Annotated in this window: 14 protein-coding genes; 2 read left to right on the forward strand and 12 right to left on the reverse strand. The window is 65.7% G+C overall.

Annotated elements, in window-relative coordinates:
* Nucleotides 1-20: 20 nt before the first annotated feature.
* The 7 genes from HND55_12605 to HND55_12635 form a co-directional block, all read right to left on the reverse strand.
* The gene (locus HND55_12605; protein QKK03425.1) at nucleotides 21-1,844 is read right to left on the reverse strand and encodes a long-chain-acyl-CoA synthetase; all 1,824 of its coding nucleotides are present in this window, start codon (nucleotides 1,842-1,844) and stop codon (nucleotides 21-23) included.
* Nucleotides 1,834-3,795, reverse strand: coding sequence for an ATP-grasp domain-containing protein (locus tag HND55_12610; GenBank protein ID QKK03426.1), 1,962 nt, complete (start codon nucleotides 3,793-3,795; stop codon nucleotides 1,834-1,836). The genes HND55_12605 and HND55_12610 overlap by 11 nt, the downstream gene beginning before the upstream one ends.
* Nucleotides 3,795-4,604 (reverse strand): enoyl-CoA hydratase/isomerase family protein, encoded by an 810-nt coding sequence (locus tag HND55_12615; protein ID QKK03427.1) that lies wholly within the window; start codon nucleotides 4,602-4,604, stop codon nucleotides 3,795-3,797. Before HND55_12615 ends, HND55_12610 begins: the two co-directional genes overlap by 1 nt.
* Before the next feature lie 149 nt (nucleotides 4,605-4,753).
* Nucleotides 4,754-5,905, reverse strand: a complete 1,152-nt coding sequence (locus HND55_12620; protein QKK03428.1) for an acyl-CoA dehydrogenase — start codon at nucleotides 5,903-5,905, stop codon at nucleotides 4,754-4,756.
* Between the two features lie 64 nt (nucleotides 5,906-5,969).
* Entirely contained in the window at nucleotides 5,970-7,583 is a 1,614-nt protein-coding gene (locus HND55_12625; GenBank protein ID QKK03429.1) for an acyl-CoA carboxylase subunit beta, read from the reverse strand.
* Nucleotides 7,580-8,443 (reverse strand): SDR family oxidoreductase, encoded by an 864-nt coding sequence (locus HND55_12630; GenBank protein QKK03430.1) that lies wholly within the window; start codon nucleotides 8,441-8,443, stop codon nucleotides 7,580-7,582. The genes HND55_12625 and HND55_12630 overlap by 4 nt, the downstream gene beginning before the upstream one ends.
* Nucleotides 8,440-10,245: a DUF1446 domain-containing protein gene (locus HND55_12635; protein QKK03431.1), complete on the reverse strand. Its 1,806-nt coding sequence runs from the start codon at nucleotides 10,243-10,245 to the stop codon at nucleotides 8,440-8,442. The genes HND55_12630 and HND55_12635 overlap by 4 nt, the downstream gene beginning before the upstream one ends.
* 113 nt (nucleotides 10,246-10,358) lie before the next feature.
* Here HND55_12635 and HND55_12640 point away from each other — a divergent pair, with 113 nt between their 5' ends.
* Nucleotides 10,359-10,952 carry a TetR/AcrR family transcriptional regulator gene (locus HND55_12640; protein QKK03432.1) on the forward strand — a complete coding sequence of 198 codons (594 nt, stop codon included), beginning with the start codon at nucleotides 10,359-10,361 and terminating at the stop codon, nucleotides 10,950-10,952.
* A 35-nt stretch (nucleotides 10,953-10,987) separates the two neighbouring features.
* Here HND55_12640 and HND55_12645 read toward each other — a convergent pair whose 3' ends face one another.
* From HND55_12645 to HND55_12665, 5 genes are all read right to left on the reverse strand, one after another.
* Complete coding sequence (locus HND55_12645) at nucleotides 10,988-13,453, reverse strand: serine/threonine protein kinase (GenBank protein ID QKK03433.1); 2,466 nt, start codon at nucleotides 13,451-13,453, stop codon at nucleotides 10,988-10,990.
* A 102-nt stretch (nucleotides 13,454-13,555) separates the two neighbouring features.
* On the reverse strand, nucleotides 13,556-14,356 hold the full coding sequence (gene mazG, locus HND55_12650; GenBank protein QKK03434.1) for a nucleoside triphosphate pyrophosphohydrolase: 801 nt from the start codon (nucleotides 14,354-14,356) through the stop codon (nucleotides 13,556-13,558).
* A complete protein-coding gene (locus HND55_12655) occupies nucleotides 14,353-15,753 on the reverse strand; it encodes a hypothetical protein (GenBank protein QKK03435.1) in 1,401 nt (466 codons plus the stop codon). The genes mazG and HND55_12655 overlap by 4 nt, the downstream gene beginning before the upstream one ends.
* Nucleotides 15,743-16,420, reverse strand: coding sequence for a response regulator transcription factor (locus HND55_12660; protein QKK03436.1), 678 nt, complete (start codon nucleotides 16,418-16,420; stop codon nucleotides 15,743-15,745). The genes HND55_12655 and HND55_12660 overlap by 11 nt, the downstream gene beginning before the upstream one ends.
* A gap of 4 nt (nucleotides 16,421-16,424) precedes the next feature.
* Nucleotides 16,425-16,658 (reverse strand): hypothetical protein, encoded by a 234-nt coding sequence (locus tag HND55_12665; protein ID QKK03437.1) that lies wholly within the window; start codon nucleotides 16,656-16,658, stop codon nucleotides 16,425-16,427.
* Between the two features lie 223 nt (nucleotides 16,659-16,881).
* Between HND55_12665 and HND55_12670 the strand changes: the two genes are divergently transcribed.
* Complete coding sequence (locus HND55_12670; GenBank protein QKK03438.1) at nucleotides 16,882-17,922, forward strand: IS110 family transposase; 1,041 nt, start codon at nucleotides 16,882-16,884, stop codon at nucleotides 17,920-17,922.
* Nucleotides 17,923-17,954 lie beyond the last annotated feature (32 nt).

The following is a 17,954-nucleotide window of genomic DNA, read 5'->3' on the forward strand; positions in this document are numbered from 1 at the left end:
AGGGGTTGCGCCTCAGCGCTTCAATATCCCAGGTCGGCATTTTTCAGGTTCTGCTCGTGCTCGTCAGTCAGGGGCGTGTAGGTGTCGTGACCGGGCAGGCGGATCCAGAGCGGGTCTTCGACCTGCGCGCGATCGAAGCCTTCGCGCTTCAGATCGGCCTTGACGAATTTGAACGTGCCCGTGGCGTCGAGCGACTCGACCTGGCGCAGAAACACGGGAATGGCATAATCAGCAAGGTGGTTGCGGAACTGCTCGGCCAGGCCAGCGATGACCCGCTCGACCGTGACCGCAGGGGCCAGCCGGAAGGCGAGCATACCGGCACGACCCTCGGCGCCGGGCACTTCAACGCCGTAGGCGACCGCCTGCTCGATTTCAGCCAGCGCCATGGCGACCGACTCGACTTCGGTCGTGGCCACGTTCTCCCCGCGCCAGCGATAGGTATCCCCGAGACGATCGACGAAGCGCGCATGCCGGAATCCCAGGTCCATGAGCAGGTCGCCGGTGTTGAACCAGGCATCGCCTGACTCGAAGGCATTGCGAATCAGTTTTTCCTCGCTGGCCGCCTGATCGGTATAGCCGTCGTAGGGATAGGACTCGGTCACTTTGCCGATCAGCAGACCGACCTCGCCCGGCCCGACCCGAATCAGCCAACCCTCGGCCGTGCGCCGCAGCTCGCCGGTCTCGGGGTCACAGGCAACCAGTGCGTAGTCGGCTGGGCAGAACCCCACGGTGCGGTTCTGGTTGAAAATATTGAAAAAAGCGATGTTGGCCTCGCTGGCGCCGTAGAGCTCGTAGACCCGCTCGATGCCGAATCGCTGCTTGAACTCGCACCAGATATCCGGCCGCAGTCCATTGCCCACCATGACACGGGCAGCGTGATCACGATCCCGCGCGGAGGTCGGCTGATTGAGCAGAAACCGGCACAGCTCGCCGATATAGACAAAACCGCTGGCCCGGTTGGCGCGCATCTCATCGAAAAAACCCGAGGCCGAAAAGCGTCGCCCGATGGCCAGACAGGCGCCGGTCGCGGCACAGGCCGACCAGCCAACCGCCAGGGCAGTGTTGTGATAGAACGGCAGCACGTTGTAGAGGGCCTGGCCGGGTTTCAGACCCAGCGCCATGTACCCGAACGCGCCCATGGCCTTGATCCAGCGGATATGGCGGATGACGGCAGCCTTGGGCAGGCCAGTGGTTCCGGATGTAAACACATAGAAACATTCATCGCCGAGCCGGACCGCGGCCGTTGCGGCCGGATTGACGCAGGGATAGCCGTCCAGTTCCGCCAGCAAATCACGCCAGCCTTCGGGCGGGCGATCGTCCGGACAGTCCGCCACCCACAGCAGCGCTTCCGGCGAGCTCGCGCGGACCAAGTCAGCGCTGGCTTGCCAGGTGCCCACGGCGTCAGCGCCGACAATCATCACGCGTGCCGGCGCCAGGTTCAGGCAATGCGCCAGCGCCGGCGGCGGCAGGCGGTGATTGTGCACGACTGCAACCGCACCCAGCTTGACAATGCCGGCAACAGACATAATCAGCGCCGGGCCGTTCTCCATCAGCACGCCCACCCGGTCACCGTGGCCGATGCCGGCCTCGGCCAGCCGGTGAGCGATACGGTTGGCACGATCGTTAAGCTCGGCGTGGCTGATGTCCTGGCCTTCGAATCGCAGCGCCGGTCGGTCGGCGTGGCGGCGGGCATTGTCCTCGAGCACCGAGCCGATCGAGTAACGACGGTCGACCGCTCCGGTGTTGGTCAGCCGGTGTCCGCGCACAACCTGCGGCAGACGACCCACCAGCGGCAGGGCGCCGCGGACAAGCGAAGACCATCGAATCCGGTTCTCAGTCGTCATGGCGGTCCGCTTCCGATTCGATCACCGCGACGGTCTGGCCCTTGCGCAGGCTGTCGCCAGCCGACAGGCCGAGTGAGGCGAGTTGCCCGTCGATATCGGCGCGCAAGGTGGTTTCCATCTTCATCGCCTCCATCACCACGACCGGCTGGCCCCGACAGACCGTCTCGCCCTCCTCGGCCAGTACTGCAACGACGGTGCCGTCCATGGGCGCGACCAGCCGTCCCTCCCCGCACGGCGCCTTGGCCGTGTCCGGTGGCGCCAGCGTCAGATCATGCAGCAACACATCGGTCGCGTCGGCGGCCAGCCAGCCGCCCCGGCGGGTCTCCACGAACCGGCAACGCCGGTGACAGCCGTCGGTGACATACTCCACCTGCCCACCGGACCGCCTAATCGCGTCAAGAACGACCTGGCGGTCGTCAAGCTCGACGACCAGGCAGCCGCCTTCACCCGTGACCCGAACGATGCGCTCGACCGGCCCGCTGCCGCTATCAACGATCAGACGGAGCCGACGGGACACGCGGGCGGCTGCCCAGGCGGATCGGCCCGCGCCGCTGAGCAGTGCTGCGCCGACGGCGACCATCTCGCCGGCATCCGGTTCATCGAATACGGCATGGCCATAGCGCTCGACGAACGCGGTGGTGACGGTTCCGGCAACAAATTCCGGATGGTTCAGGGCCCGGATCAATCCGGCACGGTTGGTGCGCAAACCCAGCGCTACGGTCCTTTCCAGGACCCGCACAAGGCGACGCCGGGCAGTCTCCCGGTCCGGGCCGCTGGCAATGATCTTGGCCAGCAGCGGGTCGTAGTAGGCCGCCACAAGCTGTCCGGCCGCCACACCGGAATCAACGCGCACGCCATCGCTGGCGGGCACCCGCCAGGCCAGCAGCCGCCCGGTCTGGGGCAGAAAACCCTGCTCCGGTGCCTCGGCGTAAAGGCGCACCTCGATGGCGTGCCCCTGGATGACGATGTCGTCCTGATCCACCGGCAGCGCCCGGCCCGTCGCGATGTCGAGCTGCCAGGCGACCAGGTCATGACCCGTCACCAGTTCGGTCACCGGATGCTCGACCTGCAGCCGGGTGTTCATCTCCAGAAAGTGAAACCGGCCATCTGACTCGAGCAGGAACTCCACGGTGCCGGCACCCACGTAGCCAATCGCGCGCGCTGCAGCTATAGCTGCCTCACCCATGGCCTGGCGCAGGTCCGCATCGACTGCCGGCGACGGGCACTCCTCGACGATTTTCTGATGGCGACGCTGCATGGAGCAGTCCCGCTCGCCGAGGTGAATGACGTTTCCGTGCGCATCGGCAAAGACCTGGACTTCCACGTGGCGGGCATCAACCAGCGCCCGCTCGATGATCAATTCATCGCTTCCGAAGCTGCTGCGCGCCTCGCTGGCCGCTGCACGCAGGGCCTCGGCCAGATCGGCCTCGACGTCGACCAGGCGCATGCCCTTGCCGCCGCCGCCGGCAGCCGCCTTGACCATCACCGGCAGTCCGGTCTGGAGCGCTGCCTGCTCCAGCGCTGCGGCATCGTCACCGGCCACGCGCGCACCGGGGATGACAGGCACCCGGGCGGCTTCCATCAGCGCCTTGGCCTGGCGCTTGTTGCCCATCGCCGCAATGGCCTCCGGCGGCGGTCCGATCCAGACCAGCCCGGCCTCGATCACCTCCCGGGCAAAGGCGTCATTCTCGGCCAGAAAACCGTAGCCGGGATGGACGGCGTTGGCACCGGACCGCCTGGCGGCAGCCAGCAGCTGCTCACGGTCGAGATAGGAGTCGCGCGGCGCATTGCCATCAAGTGCAACGGCCACATCAGCCTGTCGCACGTGCGGCGCATCGGCATCGGCCGGGCTGTACACCGCCACGGTGCGGTAACCCTGCGCCCGCGCCGTGCGGATGATGCGGCAGGCAATCTCGCCGCGGTTGGCAATCAGGATGGTATGAAAGGACATCAGGATTCGGGTTTCCTTCTCGCCTCCAGCCAGTCGGGCCGGCGTTTCTCCATGAATGCGCGAGTGCCTTCGATGGCTTCCGCGCCCATTGCGGCTTCGGCGAAGATGCGGGCACCCCGGTCGAGGAGTTCGGCGGTCGGGCTGTCGACGGTGGCGCGCAATAGCGCCTTGGTCTGTCGCGAGGCGTCCGGCGCACAGCGCCGGATCTGATCCACGGTTTGAGTCAACATGAGCTCCAGGGCTTCGCTGTTGTCGGCCAGGACATGGGCCAGGCCGATGCGGAAGGCCTCGTCGCCATGGATACGCGTGCCGGTCAGCGCCAGGCGGCGAGCCTCAGACAGTCCGACCCGACCGACGACGAAAGGTATGATCTGTGCCGGCGGCAGTCCCAGCGTGACCTCGGGCAGGCCGAGTCTGGCCTGGCGCGTCATCAAGCAGACATCGGCCACACAGGCCAGCCCTACACCACCGCCGAAAGCCGAACCGTCCACGCCAGCCACGACCGTCCTGGAGCTGGCATCCAGGCTTTCGATCAGACGGCCGAACCTGCGGTTGATCGCCGCCATGGCCTCGGGATCGTCGCCGGCCTCGACCCGTGCGGCAGCCATGTCGGCCAGATCGGCCCCGGCACAGAAGTGCCCGCCGGCCCCGACCAGCACGACGGTCTGCACGGCCCCGTCGCTCTCGGCTTGCTCAATCGCCTGCTCCAGCTCGGCAACCATCTGCCGCGACAGCGCATTGCGCGCTTCCGGGCGATTCAGCGTGATCCAAAAACAACCGTTTTCAATCCGGGTTTTCAACGTCTTCATGGCTTGTTTCTACTGTTTACGGTTTACGGCACTCAAAGGCAGCCTGCGGGTTCCAACCAACCGGCCCGAACCCAAAGCGCCCCCAAACACTTCTCGCCTCCACTTTCCACCCCCATCCCGTTCACCCTTTAACCTTTCGCCTTCAGCCTTTAGCCTTTCGGCAGAATGCCCATCTGCTTGCAGATGATCGCCAGCATGATTTCATCGGCGCCACCACCGATCGAGACCAGGCGGTTGTCGCGATAGGCGCGCGCGACCACCGACTCCCACATGTAACCCTGACCGCCCCAGTACTGCATGCAGGCATCGGCGACTTCACGCGACAGGCGACCGGCCTTGAGCTTGGCCATCGACGCCAGGCGAGTGGCATCACCGCCGCCGACGTGGACCTCGCAGGCCGAATAGACCAGGGCCCTGAGCGCCTCGATTTCGGTGGCCAGTTCGGCCAGGCGGTAGTGCACCACCTGGTTTTCGAGCACGGGCTTGCCGAAGGCAGTGCGGCTGCGGGTATAGTCGATCGTTTCGTTGATCAGCAACTCCAGGCCCTTGAGCGTGCTGGCCGCGCCCCACAGGCGCTCTTCCTGGAACTGCAGCATCTGGTACATGAACCCCAGACCTTCCTCGCCGATGCAGAAGCGCTGCGGCACCCGCACATCATCGAAAAAAACCTGTGCGGTATCCGACGAGCGCATGCCAAGCTTGTCCAGCGGGCTGGAGCGGGTGATTCCGGCGGCATCGGTCGGCACCACGATCAGCGACTTGTCGTTGTGACGGCTATCGCCGCCGGTCTTGGCCAGCAGGCAGATCCAGTCGGCCTGCAGGCCGTTGGTCATCCACATCTTGGTGCCGTTGATAACGTAGTCATCATCGGCTTTCTTGGCCGTGGTCTTGATATTGGCAACATCCGAGCCGGCGTGCGGTTCGCTCACGCCCAGACCGACCACCATCCGACCGGCAATGGTGGGCGCGAGAAACTCGCGCTTGAGCTCGGCGGATCCAAAGCGGGCCAGCGCCGGTGTTGCCATGTCGGTCTGCACGCCAATGGCCATGGGCACCGCACCGCAGCGGGCGGCCCCCAGCTCCTCGGCCATCACGATCGAATAGCTGAAGTCCAGGCCCATGCCGCCGTACTCTTCGGGCTTGGTAATGCCCAGCAGACCCAACTCGCCCAGTTTCCCGAACAGCTCATGGGCCGGAAACCGGCCGGCCGCTTCCCAGGCATCAACGTGGGGGTTGATTTCGGATTCCACGAAGCGTGCCACGGTGCGGCGCAGCTCGCGATGTTCGTCAGTCCATTTCATGTTCGTTGACTCATTAGGTTTGCCAGTTCTCCCTTTCACCTTTCGCCTTTCGCCTTTTTGAACCTCAAAACCGCGCCACGCCAAAGCTGTTGGGTCGAAGCTCGCGCACGGCGGCTTCGGCACACAGGTTCAGGCAAAGCCCGAGCACGCGGCGGGTGTCGCGCGGATCGATGATGCCGTCATCCCATAGTCGGGCGGTGGCAAACAGCGCGCTCGACTCGGCATCGATCTTGTCGCGGATCTGCCCGGTGATCATCTCCAGCACGGCCGGATCGACGGGTTCACCGGCGCGGGCATGCTTCTGTTCGGTAATGATGGCCATGACCCGGGCCGCCTGCTCGCCACCCATTACACCAATGCGCGCGTTTGGCCAGGCAAAGATGAAGCGCGGGTCCAGACCGCGTCCGCACATGCCGTAGTTGCCGGCACCAAACGAGCCGCCGACCAGCACGGTGAGTTGGGGAACCGTCGCATTGGCCACCGCCTGAATCATCTTCGAGCCATGCTTGACGATGCCGTGCTGCTCGGCGTCACTGCCGACCATGTAGCCGGTCGTATTCTGCAGGTAGACCAGCGGCCTGCCGGACTGGCAGCACAGCTGGATGAACTGTGCGGCCTTGGTCGCCCCATGGGTGGTGATGGGGCCGTTGTTACCAATCATGCCGACCTCATGACCCTCTATGGCCGCAAAGCCACACACCGTCTGCTCGTCGTAGCTGCGCTTGAAATCGAGAAACATCGAACCATCCGCCAGGCGCGCCACGATCTCACGCACATCGTAGGGCCGTCGCGGGTCGGTCGGTACGATACCGAGCAGTTCTCCGGCATCGAACAGCGGCGGCTCGGCATCCGGCCTGGACAGCCGTTTGCCAAAGCGCGGCACGAGCGTTCCGGCGATCAGGCGCGCCTGACGAATACCATCCGCATCGTCAACCGCGGTCCACTCGGCGGTGCCGGTGGTGGTGGCATGCATGTCCGCTCCGCCCAGCGACTCGTCATCGGCCGCTTCTCCCGTGGCCGCCTTGACCAGCGGCGGCCCGGCCAGGTAGACGCGGGCGCGATCCCGAACCATCACCACATAGTCCGACAGGCCGGGCACATAGGCCCCGCCAGCGGTGGCGTTGCCGTGCACGACAGTGATCTGCGGGATACCGGCCGCCGAGAGTCGCGCCTGGTTGGCGAACGACCGGGCGCCCTCGACAAACAGCTCGGACTGGTAGTTGAGATTGGCGCCGCCGGACTCGAGCAGACTGATCATGGGCAGGCGGTTTTCCAGCGCAATCTGCTGCAACCGCAACCCCTTCTTCAGTCCGATCGGCGAAATCGTGCCGCCCTTGATGGCGCTGTTGGAGGCCGTCACTACCGCCGGCATGCCGGCGACCTCGCCGATGCCGGCGATCGAACCACCACCGGCAGTCGATCCGTCGCGGTCGTCGTACATGCGGTAACCGGCCAGATCGCACAGCTCGATGAACGCGGCACCGGGATCGAGCAGCAGGCCGAGACGTTCGCGCGGCAGCAGCTGCCCGCGCCGCTCAAACTTCTCGCGAGCGCCGTCCTCGCGTTCGCCTATCGCGTCTCGTATCGCCTTGATCCGGCCAATTTGCTCGAGCATCTGCTCACGGTTGGCGACAAACTCATCGCCGCGAGTATCGATGGTCGATTGCAGCGCGGTCATGGCTTGAGGACCTCCGGCAGCTCGCCGCGGTGAAAGGCATCGAAGGGCTTTGAGCGGTCATGATCGGCCAGCGGCCAGACACGCCCGCCCAGCGAACCGGCACCGTCAACGCGCATCAGTTCTCCGGAGATGAAAGCCGCGGCATCGCTGAGCAGAAACACCACGGCCGCGCTGACTTCGTCCTCCCGGCCGAGGCGTTTCAGGGGCACGGACTTCTCCAGCATGGGTATCAGGGCCCTGGCCGCGCCCTCGTAGGTGTCCAGGCCGCTGGATGCGATCCAGCCCGGCGCCACGGCATTGACCCGCACTCCGCTCCGGGCCCACTCCACGGCGGCCGTCCGGGTCAGATTACCCATGCCCGCCCGGGCAGCCCCGGAATGCGCCATGCCGGGCATGCCCGACCACATATCGGCCAGCATGTTGACAATGGCGCCGCCGTGACGTTGCATCGAGCGACGATAAACCTCGCGCATCATCAGGAATCCGCCGGTCAGGTTGGTGCGAACCACCGACTCAAAGCCGTTCGGGCTGATTTCCTCCAGCGGGGCGGGAAACTGACCCCCGGCATTGTTGAACAGGCCGTGAATCGCTCCGTGCCGCTCGATGATGTCCGCTACCATGCCGGCCACCGCGTCGGCGTCGCGGATATCACAGACCCCCAGATCGGCCCGACCGCCGTCTTCGGCAATCTCGGCGACCACAGCCTCCAGCGGGGCGGAGCGGCGACCGACTACAACAACCTGTGCGCCCAGGGCAGCCAGCTCGTGGGCCGTGCACCGGCCAATTCCGGAACCGCCGCCGGTCACCACCACGGTGCGCCCGGCAAACAGGTCGGCGCGAAACACGCTTCGATAGTTCATGTCTTCCTCAAGGTCAGTTCTTCGACTTGCCCGGCATGGTGCCGGGGAACGGCAATCGGCCAGTCAAGCAGCATCTGGGCGAATGCCTTGCCTTGCGGGTCCATGCGCAGACTGGCGACGCCGCCGCCACCGAGACAGTCGGTCAACAGGAAGTTGAGCGCATTGATACCCGGCAGGTACCAGCGCTGGACCGGGCCTTCCAGCAGGTGGGCAAAGCACTCTGAAACTGCTCGCTCCGTCAGGCTTGCCGCGATCCAGGGCAGGTAGTCCGGCCGGCGCGCAATAACACCGATGTTGGCATGATTGCCCTTGTCGCCGCTGCGCGCCCAGGCCAGCGCAATCAGCGGCACGCTGGCATCTGCGCTGCCCTCGGGCTGCGGCGGAGGATGGGCCCCGGGAAGCGCCGTCACGGCAGCCGTTGCGACCAGCTTCACCGGCTGCTCCCGGTCATCGATCACCACGGTTGGCCGGACCCGGTCGGACGGGAGCAGAAAGCTGAACAGACGGATCAGGGGATGGACCTGCGGGCGACCGCCGACGTAGCCGGTGATGCCAGGCGCCATCGCGGTCGCGGCCTGGGCAATTTCGCGCGTAAACAGCACCAGCGCACGCTTTTCAGGATGCCGCACACCGATCTTGACGACCACCTCCCGGGTATCGTCGCGACGACCGCGCGCACCGTAAGTCGCTTCCGAGCCGAGCACCTCAATACTCGTTTCCGACAGGCCCGCGAAACCCTGAGCGGCCAGCAGCGACTCACTCTTCGCGACAATGGCCTCCGCGACCCGCCGCGCCTTGGCCGCTGCCTGCAGCCCACCGATCATGAACAGCGCTACGCAGCGATAGCCGTCCGGCCAGGTTGCCGCGACCTTGAGCGTATCGGTCGGTGCACGGCCGCGCGCGCCCGAGACCTGCACGCGATCCTTGCCCGCCTGGGTCAGCGTCACCTCACTGAAATCACAGATCACGTCGGGCAGCCGGTAGTCACGCGGATCGTCGATTTCGTAGACCAGCTGCTCGCCGACGGTCGCCGGCGTGACCCGGCCACCGGTCTGCGGCGGCTTGGTGACCACGAACTGGCCGTCGGCGGCGACTTCCACGATCGGAAAACCCATCTGCTCATAGCCGGGAATGTCGTCCCAGTCGGTGAAATTGCCGCCAGTGGCCTGGGTGCCGCATTCAATCAGGTGGCCGGCCAGCGAACCGGCGGCCAGGCGATCAAAGTCGTCCCATTCCCAGGCGAATTCATGCACCAGCGCACCCAGCACCAGCGCCGAGTCGGTCACTCGCCCCGTGATGATCACATCGGCGTCTTCAGCCAGCGCGGCTGCGACCGGCTGCGCTCCAAGGTAGGCGTTGGCGCTGACCAGAAACGGCGGGAGTTCCCGGCCAGTGTGCGTTTCACGCAGCCCCAGCTGGCGCAGTTCGTCCTGGCGCCGGGACAGATCATCACCGAGCACGACGGCTATGCGCAGCCTGACGCCGGCCTGATCGCAGGCTGCGGCGAGTGCATCACGACAGGCCAGCGGATTGACGCCGCCGGCGTTGGCGATCACGGTCAGTTTCTGCCCGGCGATCTCGCCAAGCAGCGGTGTCATGGCGGTGTCGACAAAGTCGCGCGCATACCCGGCACCGGCATCCTTCATGCGCTGGCCGGCCAGGATCGACATCGTGACTTCGGCCAGGTAGTCGAACACCAGGTAGTCAAGATCGCCCTGATCCACCAGCTGGGCCGCGGCGGTCTGTGAATCGCCCCAGAACGCCGAGGCGCAGCCAATTCGAATCGTGCGGTCGTGAGCCATGCGCTATGCCGGTGCCGTACAAGGATGGTGGCGCTAGTCTACCAAGCGCTTGCTTGGTTGACAAGCATCCTCTAGAATTGCGCCATGCTGGAAGCCCGTCGGCAAGCTGGACCATGAATCGAACACCGCGCCTTGATGACCGCCGAGACCGGCTGATTGCCGCCGCCGCGCGGCTGTTTCGCCAGCGCGGCTATGAGCGCACTTCGGTGCGCCAGCTGGCAGACGCCGTCGGCATTCTGTCCGGCAGCGTGTTCCACCACTTCGCCAGCAAGGAAGACATTCTGATGGCGGTCATGACCACCACCATCGAAGCCATGACCGAAAGGCTGCAGGCGGCAGGTTGCTCGGCAACTGCTCCGCTCGAACGCCTGCGCGCACTGGTCCGGACCGAGCTGGACCTGCTCCACGGCGACACCCGCGACGGCGTGGCCGTGGCGTTCTTTCAGTGGCACAGCCTGGGAGAAGGGAACCAGACGCGGGTGCTGGCGCTGCGCGAGGACTATGAGCGGATCTGGCTCAAGGCGCTCGAGGCGGCGCGCGCGGCCGGCCTGATCAGGGCCGACCCATTCATCACCCGTCGCCTGCTGACCGGCGCACTGGGCTGGACCATCTATTGGTACCGGCCCGACGGTCCGCTCGATACCGACCATCTGGCAGAGGAGATCATTTGCCTGGTAACCGGGCGCGGCAGCCCGTCACGGCACTGACCCCGGCCGACGCCAATCGTCGGCAGGCGGCCGGTTCAGTCGATTCGACGCCGAACACGAGCCACCTCCATCCGTTCAGCGTCGACTTCTTCGCTGTCCGGGTGCAGGGTTCGCTGCTGCTCCAGAAGGGCTGCGGCACGCTCGAGAAAGTCGACCGCAACAGCGGTGCTCTCGGCCTCGACGGCAATCTCCGCGCTGCGGCGCAACGCCCGCGCCAGCTCGATCTGCGCCGCCAGATTGGCGCTGTCCCCGGCTGCCAGGGCCTCGGAACTGGCGATGACCCGCGACATGCGGGCCGCCGCCTGCGGCAGCTGCCCCATGCTGCGGTGGGTGGCAGCCAGCTTGTTGTCGGCCACGATCAGATCACGCCGCAGCCGACGGCTGTCCGGGTCGCTGTCCAGCATCCGGCGCGTTTGCTCGTAGACCTGTTCGTGAACGCGAAGGGCGCGCTCGTGCTCACCCATAACGGTGAGCGCATCACCGACACGCGACAGGCTGATCAGGCGGTCCCGCGCTGCTTCGGCATCGTCAGGCCGGGCCTGCACACGCAGTGAACCGAGCCGATAGGACTCCTGGTACAGTTCATGGGCGCGCTCGCCCTCGCCCGCGGCCAGCGCCAGATCGCCCTGCTGATTGAGCACGATACTCAGGGCGCCCAGGGCATGCGCATCGTCGGGATCGTAGCCGTGCAGGCGCCGGAAGCCTGCTGCACTCCGGTCAAGGTACGCCCGGGCCTGCTCGAGATTGCCCATGTTGCGCTCAAGCTGGCCAAGCTTGAAATCCGAGGTGGCCAAGTCACGGACCACAACCGGATCCTCATCGGCGCCCGGAAGGCGTTCGGCGCGAATGGTGCGGGCCTCCAGATGCGCCTGCCGGGCCCCCCCCGGGTCACCGGTCCAGGCCAGCACCTCGCCGATGCGGTCATGTGCGCTGGCCAACTCACGGTAGACCTCGCGGCGCTCGCCGGCCGGTACGGCTTCAATCTGATCGACGACCCGCTGACGCATGGCCAGCGCCTGCCGAAAACTTGCCAGCGCGCCGGCGGTATCACCCAGATTGTTGAGATAGGGGTTACCCTGGATATTGCCGACTCGCTCGTAGGCGTAGGCCAGCTCCCGAAGCAGCTCGATATCGTCACTGGAGTGTTCGGCAAGCGACTGCAGGTAGCTCAGCGCCTGGCTGACCAGCTTTTCGCCGGCACGGGTTGCGCCAGGCAATCGCGCTATTTCGTCGTAGATATCGAACAGCATGCTGTTGGCCAGGGTCCGCACCTGGGAAAAGCGCTGTTCGGCCAGGCTTCGCTCGGCCTGCGCAACTCGGCCCTGATGAACGACGGCCAGCATACTCGCCGCAATCAGCACGACCACGCCACAGGCGGCCGCCAGCGGCAGACGATTGCGCGAAACATAGCGGCGCAGCCTGTAGAGCGCGTTACCCTGGCGCGCCAGGACCGGGTAGCGGGCAAGATGTCGGCGCAGGTCGGCGGCCATCTGCTCGACCGAGCGATAGCGTTTCTCCGGTTTCTTCTCAAGCGCCTTGAGCACAATGGCATCGAGATCCCCCCGAATAGCCCGGGCTCGCGAAGGATCCCCCTCAAGTGCGCTGCTCGGCGGCGTCGGCGCTTCAGCCACGATGCGCCTGGCCCAGCTCGCCGTCCCGTCTGCCGCTCCGGCAAAGGCGCTGCGACCGGCCAGCAGTTCATACAGCAGCAGGCCGAGCGCATGGATATCGGTCGCGGTGGTTGTCGGCTCGCCGCGCAGCTGCTCCGGACTGGCATAGGCCGGCGTCAGTGCCATTTCCGTGCGATGGCCGGTTTCTCCGGTGGTCGGCTGAACCAGCTTGGCAATACCAAAATCGAGCAGTTTGACGCGACCCTCGCTGGTGACCATGATGTTCGACGGCTTGAGGTCGCGGTGAATCACGAGCGCGGCATGGGCGTGCTCCAGCGCATCACACACCTGAAGAAACAGGTCAAGGCGGCGCCGCAGCGAGCAATCGGTGCGCAGACAATGGCGGTCGATGGTTTCGCCATCAACGAACTCCATGACCAGGTAGGGCCAGCCTTCTTCGGTGGCGCCGGCATCCAGCAGGCGGGCGATGCCGGGGTGATCGAGCTGCGCCAGAATCTGACCCTCGGCACGAAACCGCTGCAGCAGCGTCTCCTTGCCCGGGCCGATGCGCACCAGCTTGATCGCGGCACGCGCACTGAACCGCTCATCGGCCCGTTCGGCGAGCAGCACTTCGCCCATGCCGCCCTGGCCGATCCGCCGCACCAGCAGCCACGGCCCGAGCCGCCGCCCGATCCAGGATTGCCCATCCGGGACTGAAGCCGACTGCCGGGCGTGGTCACCTTCGGGACTGTTCATCAGCGAAGTCACGGCGTTGGCCAGCCCCGGATCGTCGCGACGAATGGACTCCAGGCGCTCGCTGCATTGACGCGGCTCCAGGCTGGCCAGCTCCCGGACCAGCTCGGTGGCCTGCCGGTCGCGCTCGCTGCTCACATTGGGGTCGCTGTCCGGTCCATGACCGGACGATACACCAACTCCGGCAGCAGCGCCAAGGCGTCCATCCCTTGGCCCGGCGGTCCGGACCGAAGTCGCCTGTCAGGCCTGGTTGAGCTGACGCCGGGCAACCTGGTAGAGCTGTTCCTGATCCCCGGCATCGAGCTCGGACAGCGTCAGCCCGCGCTCCTGCGCCAGAGCCTCCATCCGCCGAAAGCGCTGCTCGAACTTGTAATTGCTGCGCCGCAGCGCGCCGCCCGGATCCACTTCGAGTTTCCGTGCCAGGTTGGTGATGACAAACAGCAGATCACCGATCTCTTCTTCGACATTGTCCTCGTCGCCGGCAGCAATCGCCTGCCGGAGTTCGGCCGACTCCTCGGCCAGCTTGCCGAAGATCGGCTCGATGTCAGGCCAGTCGAAGCCGACGCGCGCGGCACGCTTCTGCAGCTTGACCGCGCGCCGCAGCGCCGGCAGGCCGCGGGAAACGCCGGCCAGGGCACTGTCGTCGTTTTCGCCCCGCTCGCTGCGTTCGGCGGCCTTGATGTCTTCCCAGGCCGCGGTCTGGACTTCGGCCGAGGCATATTCAGTTTCACCGAACACGTGCGGATGACGGCGCTCCAGCTTGTCGGCAATCGCCCGTGCTACGTCGTCGAAGGTGAACGCCCCCTGCTCCTCGGCCATGCGGGCATGAAAGACGACCTGGAACAGGAGATCGCCCAGCTCGTCGCGCAGACCTTCAAGGTCATCACGCTCGATGGCATCGGCCACCTCGTGCGCCTCCTCGATGGTGTAGGGCGCAATCGTGCGAAAGGTCTGCTGCATATCCCATGGGCACCCGGCTTGCCGGTCACGCAACCGGATCATGATGTCCAGCAGTCTGCCCATGGCGTCTCGCTCACTCATGGGCGGGAAGCATAGCGCGTTTGCGGAAAACGCACTCGTACCCGAGCACCGCCAAGCCGGCTGCTGCCGAGCTCGATGCGACCGCCATTGACCTCGACCAGCTCACGGACGATGGCCAGGCCCAGCCCCTGGCCGTCCCGCCGTTCGTCACCGCGCCTTCCGCGTTCGCTCAACTGCTCGAACTGGCCCGCGGGAAAGCCAGGGCCATCATCCTCGATATCCAGAATCACGCCATCCCCTCCGCAACCTGGGGGACCGCCCCGAACGGCGACCTTGATGCGTCCACGGCCGTACTTGGCGGCATTGTCCATCAGGTTGCCGCACAGTTCCCACAGATCGCGCTCGTCGATGCGCACCGCAAGGGTCTCGTCGCCCTGGACGTCGATCGACAGCCCGTCGGCGACATGCAGACGCTGCAGCGAGCCGGCCAGGCGCCTGGCGACGGGCACGATCGGCACTGCCGGCGGCAGCGCGCGACGGGTCGAGCGCGCAACCCGCTCGAGCTGACGACGAATCATCTGATCCATATCGTCAAGCGATTCGAACAGCTCCGGCACGGCAGCGGCGGACGATTCCAGCCGGGCGCGCACCACGGCCAGCGGCGTCTTGAGCGCGTGGGCCAGATCCGCCAGGGCCTCACGATGCCGGCGCGCATTGTCGCGTTCACTGTCGAGCAGCGTATTGAGGTTATCGGTCAACGGCCGCAGCTCGGGCGGATAGACGCCGCCCAGACGCTCGCGACGGCCGGCTTCGACCTCGCGAATCTCACTGGCCACCCTTCGCATCGGGCGCAGCACCAGCCACAGCAAAACGCCCTGCACGGCAATGATCAGGGCCGCGGCCAGGCCAAGCCAGCGGCCCAGGTCCGCGCGAAAGCCCGACAGCTGCATCTTCAGCCGATTGGGATCCTCGGCCGCCCAGATTGTCAGTTCGATAATGCGACCGTCGACCTGCTCCCATCCCAGCCCGAGGGCGAATATGTGCCAGGCGCCGCCTTCCTGAAGACCGCTGAAAATCGTCTCGTTGCGCCCCAGCAGGGGCGCCTGCGGCGGGTCGACAACGCCAACCAGCGATGGTGATGACCATGAACCGAACGGGGTGCGCGCACCGCCATGCAGCGTCGACCCGGGGCGATTCAGGCGCGGCTCCGCCAACGATTCCGGACTGTGCGGTCGGCCGGTCGCGTCGACTTCAACCGTCGACAGGATGAGATAGACCACGGACTCGAGACGCTCGCGCATCGCGTCCTCTGCAGCACCCACGAAGGCACGGTCGATGGCCAGGCCCGTAATTGCCAGCGCCAGCAGCAGCGCCAGGCCAGCGCCAGCCAGAAGACGGAACAACAGCGGTGTGGCGGCCAGTCGTCGCCGGCCCCGGCCACCGGTTTCAGCCGGCATCGGCCCGGAATCGATAGCCGCGTCCGCGCAGGGTTTCGATCGGCTGCCACTGGCCGTCCGGGTCCAGCTTGCGCCGTAACCGGCCAATAATCACTTCAATGACGTTACTGTCGGGATCGGCGTCCTCGTCATAGAGGTGCTCGTTGAGCTCCATCTTGGAGACGACCTGGCCCGGGTGCAGCACGAAGTACTCGAGCACCTTGTACTCGAAACCGGTCAGCTCCAGTCGCTGTCCCTCGACGCGTGCGTCCTGGCTGGACAGATTGACGCTCAGCGGGCCGAGAGTGACGTTCGGGCTGGCGAGCCCGGCCGAGCGCCTCAACAGGGCCTGCACCCGCGCCATCAGCTCTTCAATCCGGAACGGCTTGGTGACGTAATCGTCGGCGCCCTTTTCGAGCGCCTCGACCTTGTCCTGCCATTCCGAGCGGGCGGTCAGAATCAGCACCGGATAGCTGCGCTCCATCCGGCGCAGCTCATCGACAATCTCCATGCCGCTGCGATCAGGCAGGCCCAGATCGATGATGGCCAGGTCAATCGGATACTCCGTGGCCAGGTGCAGCCCGTCGATGCCGTTGGCGGCCAGATCGACGGCAAAGCCCTGGCGCTTGAGCGCCCGGCCCAGCAGTTCGCGCAGTTCGGTTTCGTCCTCGATGACCAGTATGCGCATTGCCTCAATCCTCGTCGGCAGGCACGCGTATGGTGCGCACCACGCCCTCGCGAGTAAGAATCCGGATCACGTGAATACGCTTCCCGTCACGCTCGACCGTTTGCGCGGATACAACCTTTGCGTCGTACTCGCGGGCCACGCGCGCGGCAGCTTCCTCCAGCGTGATGGCCCAGGCTGACACGGCCAGCGCGGTGGCCAGGGAAATCGCGATCAGGACATTTCGGAGCAGTCGGCTCATGGCAGCATATCGTTCAGTCAGGCACCGATTCTAGCGCGGCGGGATTAATCGGTGCTGAATTGGCCGAGTCCAGGTCCCGCAATCCGGAACGGCGTCACGATTTAGGGAGCCTCTGAACAACTCCGCGCAGAGTTGTTCAGATGGTATGGACACCGCCCTCCTGACTTCGGCATCGCGATGTGCCACAGTTGGGTCGGTAACAATCAACTCACGCAGGAGGACGATGTCCATGGACAAGATTACCGTAGTCGGTCTGGACCTGGCAAAGAACGTTTTTCAGGTACACGGCGTGGATGACGGCGGGCAGGTGGTCTGCCGCAAGCAGTTGCGGCGGGCGCAGGTCCTGCCTTTCTTCGCTCGCCTTCAGCCTTGCCTGATCGGTATGGAGGCTTGCGGCGGCATGCACTACTGGGCTCGCAAGCTGACCGCGCTCGGTCACGAGGTCCGGCCCATGGCCGCACGCTTCATCAAGCCCTACCTCAAGTCCAACAAGTCCGACGCGCTCGATGCCGAGGCGATCTGTGAAGCGGTGCAGCGACCCAGCATGCGCTTTGTCACGCCCAAATCGCCCGAGCAGCAGGCCGCACTGCACCTGCACCACAGCCGCCGATTGCTGGTCAGTCAACGCACCGCACTGATCAACCACATACGTGGGGTGCTGATGGAGTTCGGCATCACCGTGCCCGTTGGCTCCAACGTGCTGCGCCGGCGGTTGCCGGAGGTCCTGGAAGACGGGGACAACGAGCTGCCCATGATGGCGCGCAACCTGCTGGCCACCCTGGCAGAGCAATTTCAAGCCCTGGATGAGCGCATTGAAGCACTCGAACACCAGATTGAGACCTGGCATCGCAACAGCGACGCCAGCCGACGCCTGGCCGAGATCCCCGGCATTGGCCTGATGACCGCCACCGCTTTGGCGGCAGCGATTGGTGATGGGCGAGCGTTCCGCAACGGGCGGGAACTGGCCGCCTACCTGGGTCTGGTGCCTCGGCAGGACTCATCCGGTGGTCGCCAGCGACTACTGGGGATCAGCAAACGGGGCGATCGCTACCTCAGGACACTGCTGATCCACGGTGCCCGGGCCGTCGTGCGTCACTTGAGAGCGCGAACGGCCGCCGGAAAACCACCCGGCAACCCGTGGCTGGCGAGACTTCTGGAGCGACGCCATCCCAATGTGGCCGCAGTCGCCCTGGCCAATCACAATGCCCGTGTAGCCTGGGCGTTGCTGACCCGTCAGGAACGATATCGCCCCATGGCGCTCTAGTGTACCCCGTCACTCATCTTGTGACTTATAGC

It is taken from the genome of Pseudomonadota bacterium (assembly GCA_013285445.1).
Lineage (GTDB): Bacteria > Pseudomonadota > Gammaproteobacteria > Xanthomonadales > Wenzhouxiangellaceae > Wenzhouxiangella.

What these genes read in the sequence shown, in the direction of transcription:
- HND55_12625 (QKK03429.1), bottom strand. Translation starts at nt 7,583, where the DNA reads ATGACCGCGCTGCAATCGACCATCGATACTCGCGGCGATGAGTTTGTC.
- HND55_12660 (QKK03436.1), bottom strand. Translation starts at nt 16,420, where the DNA reads ATGCGCATACTGGTCATCGAGGACGAAACCGAACTGCGCGAACTGCTG.
- HND55_12655 (QKK03435.1), bottom strand. Translation starts at nt 15,753, where the DNA reads ATGCCGGCTGAAACCGGTGGCCGGGGCCGGCGACGACTGGCCGCCACA.
- HND55_12640 (QKK03432.1), top strand. Translation starts at nt 10,359, where the DNA reads ATGAATCGAACACCGCGCCTTGATGACCGCCGAGACCGGCTGATTGCC.
- HND55_12665 (QKK03437.1), bottom strand. Translation starts at nt 16,658, where the DNA reads ATGAGCCGACTGCTCCGAAATGTCCTGATCGCGATTTCCCTGGCCACC.
- HND55_12630 (QKK03430.1), bottom strand. Translation starts at nt 8,443, where the DNA reads ATGAACTATCGAAGCGTGTTTCGCGCCGACCTGTTTGCCGGGCGCACC.
- HND55_12605 (QKK03425.1), bottom strand. Translation starts at nt 1,844, where the DNA reads ATGACGACTGAGAACCGGATTCGATGGTCTTCGCTTGTCCGCGGCGCC.
- HND55_12615 (QKK03427.1), bottom strand. Translation starts at nt 4,604, where the DNA reads ATGAAGACGTTGAAAACCCGGATTGAAAACGGTTGTTTTTGGATCACG.
- HND55_12635 (QKK03431.1), bottom strand. Translation starts at nt 10,245, where the DNA reads ATGGCTCACGACCGCACGATTCGAATTGGCTGCGCCTCGGCGTTCTGG.
- mazG (QKK03434.1), bottom strand. Translation starts at nt 14,356, where the DNA reads ATGAGTGAGCGAGACGCCATGGGCAGACTGCTGGACATCATGATCCGG.
- HND55_12610 (QKK03426.1), bottom strand. Translation starts at nt 3,795, where the DNA reads ATGTCCTTTCATACCATCCTGATTGCCAACCGCGGCGAGATTGCCTGC.
- HND55_12620 (QKK03428.1), bottom strand. Translation starts at nt 5,905, where the DNA reads ATGAAATGGACTGACGAACATCGCGAGCTGCGCCGCACCGTGGCACGC.
- HND55_12670 (QKK03438.1), top strand. Translation starts at nt 16,882, where the DNA reads ATGTCCATGGACAAGATTACCGTAGTCGGTCTGGACCTGGCAAAGAAC.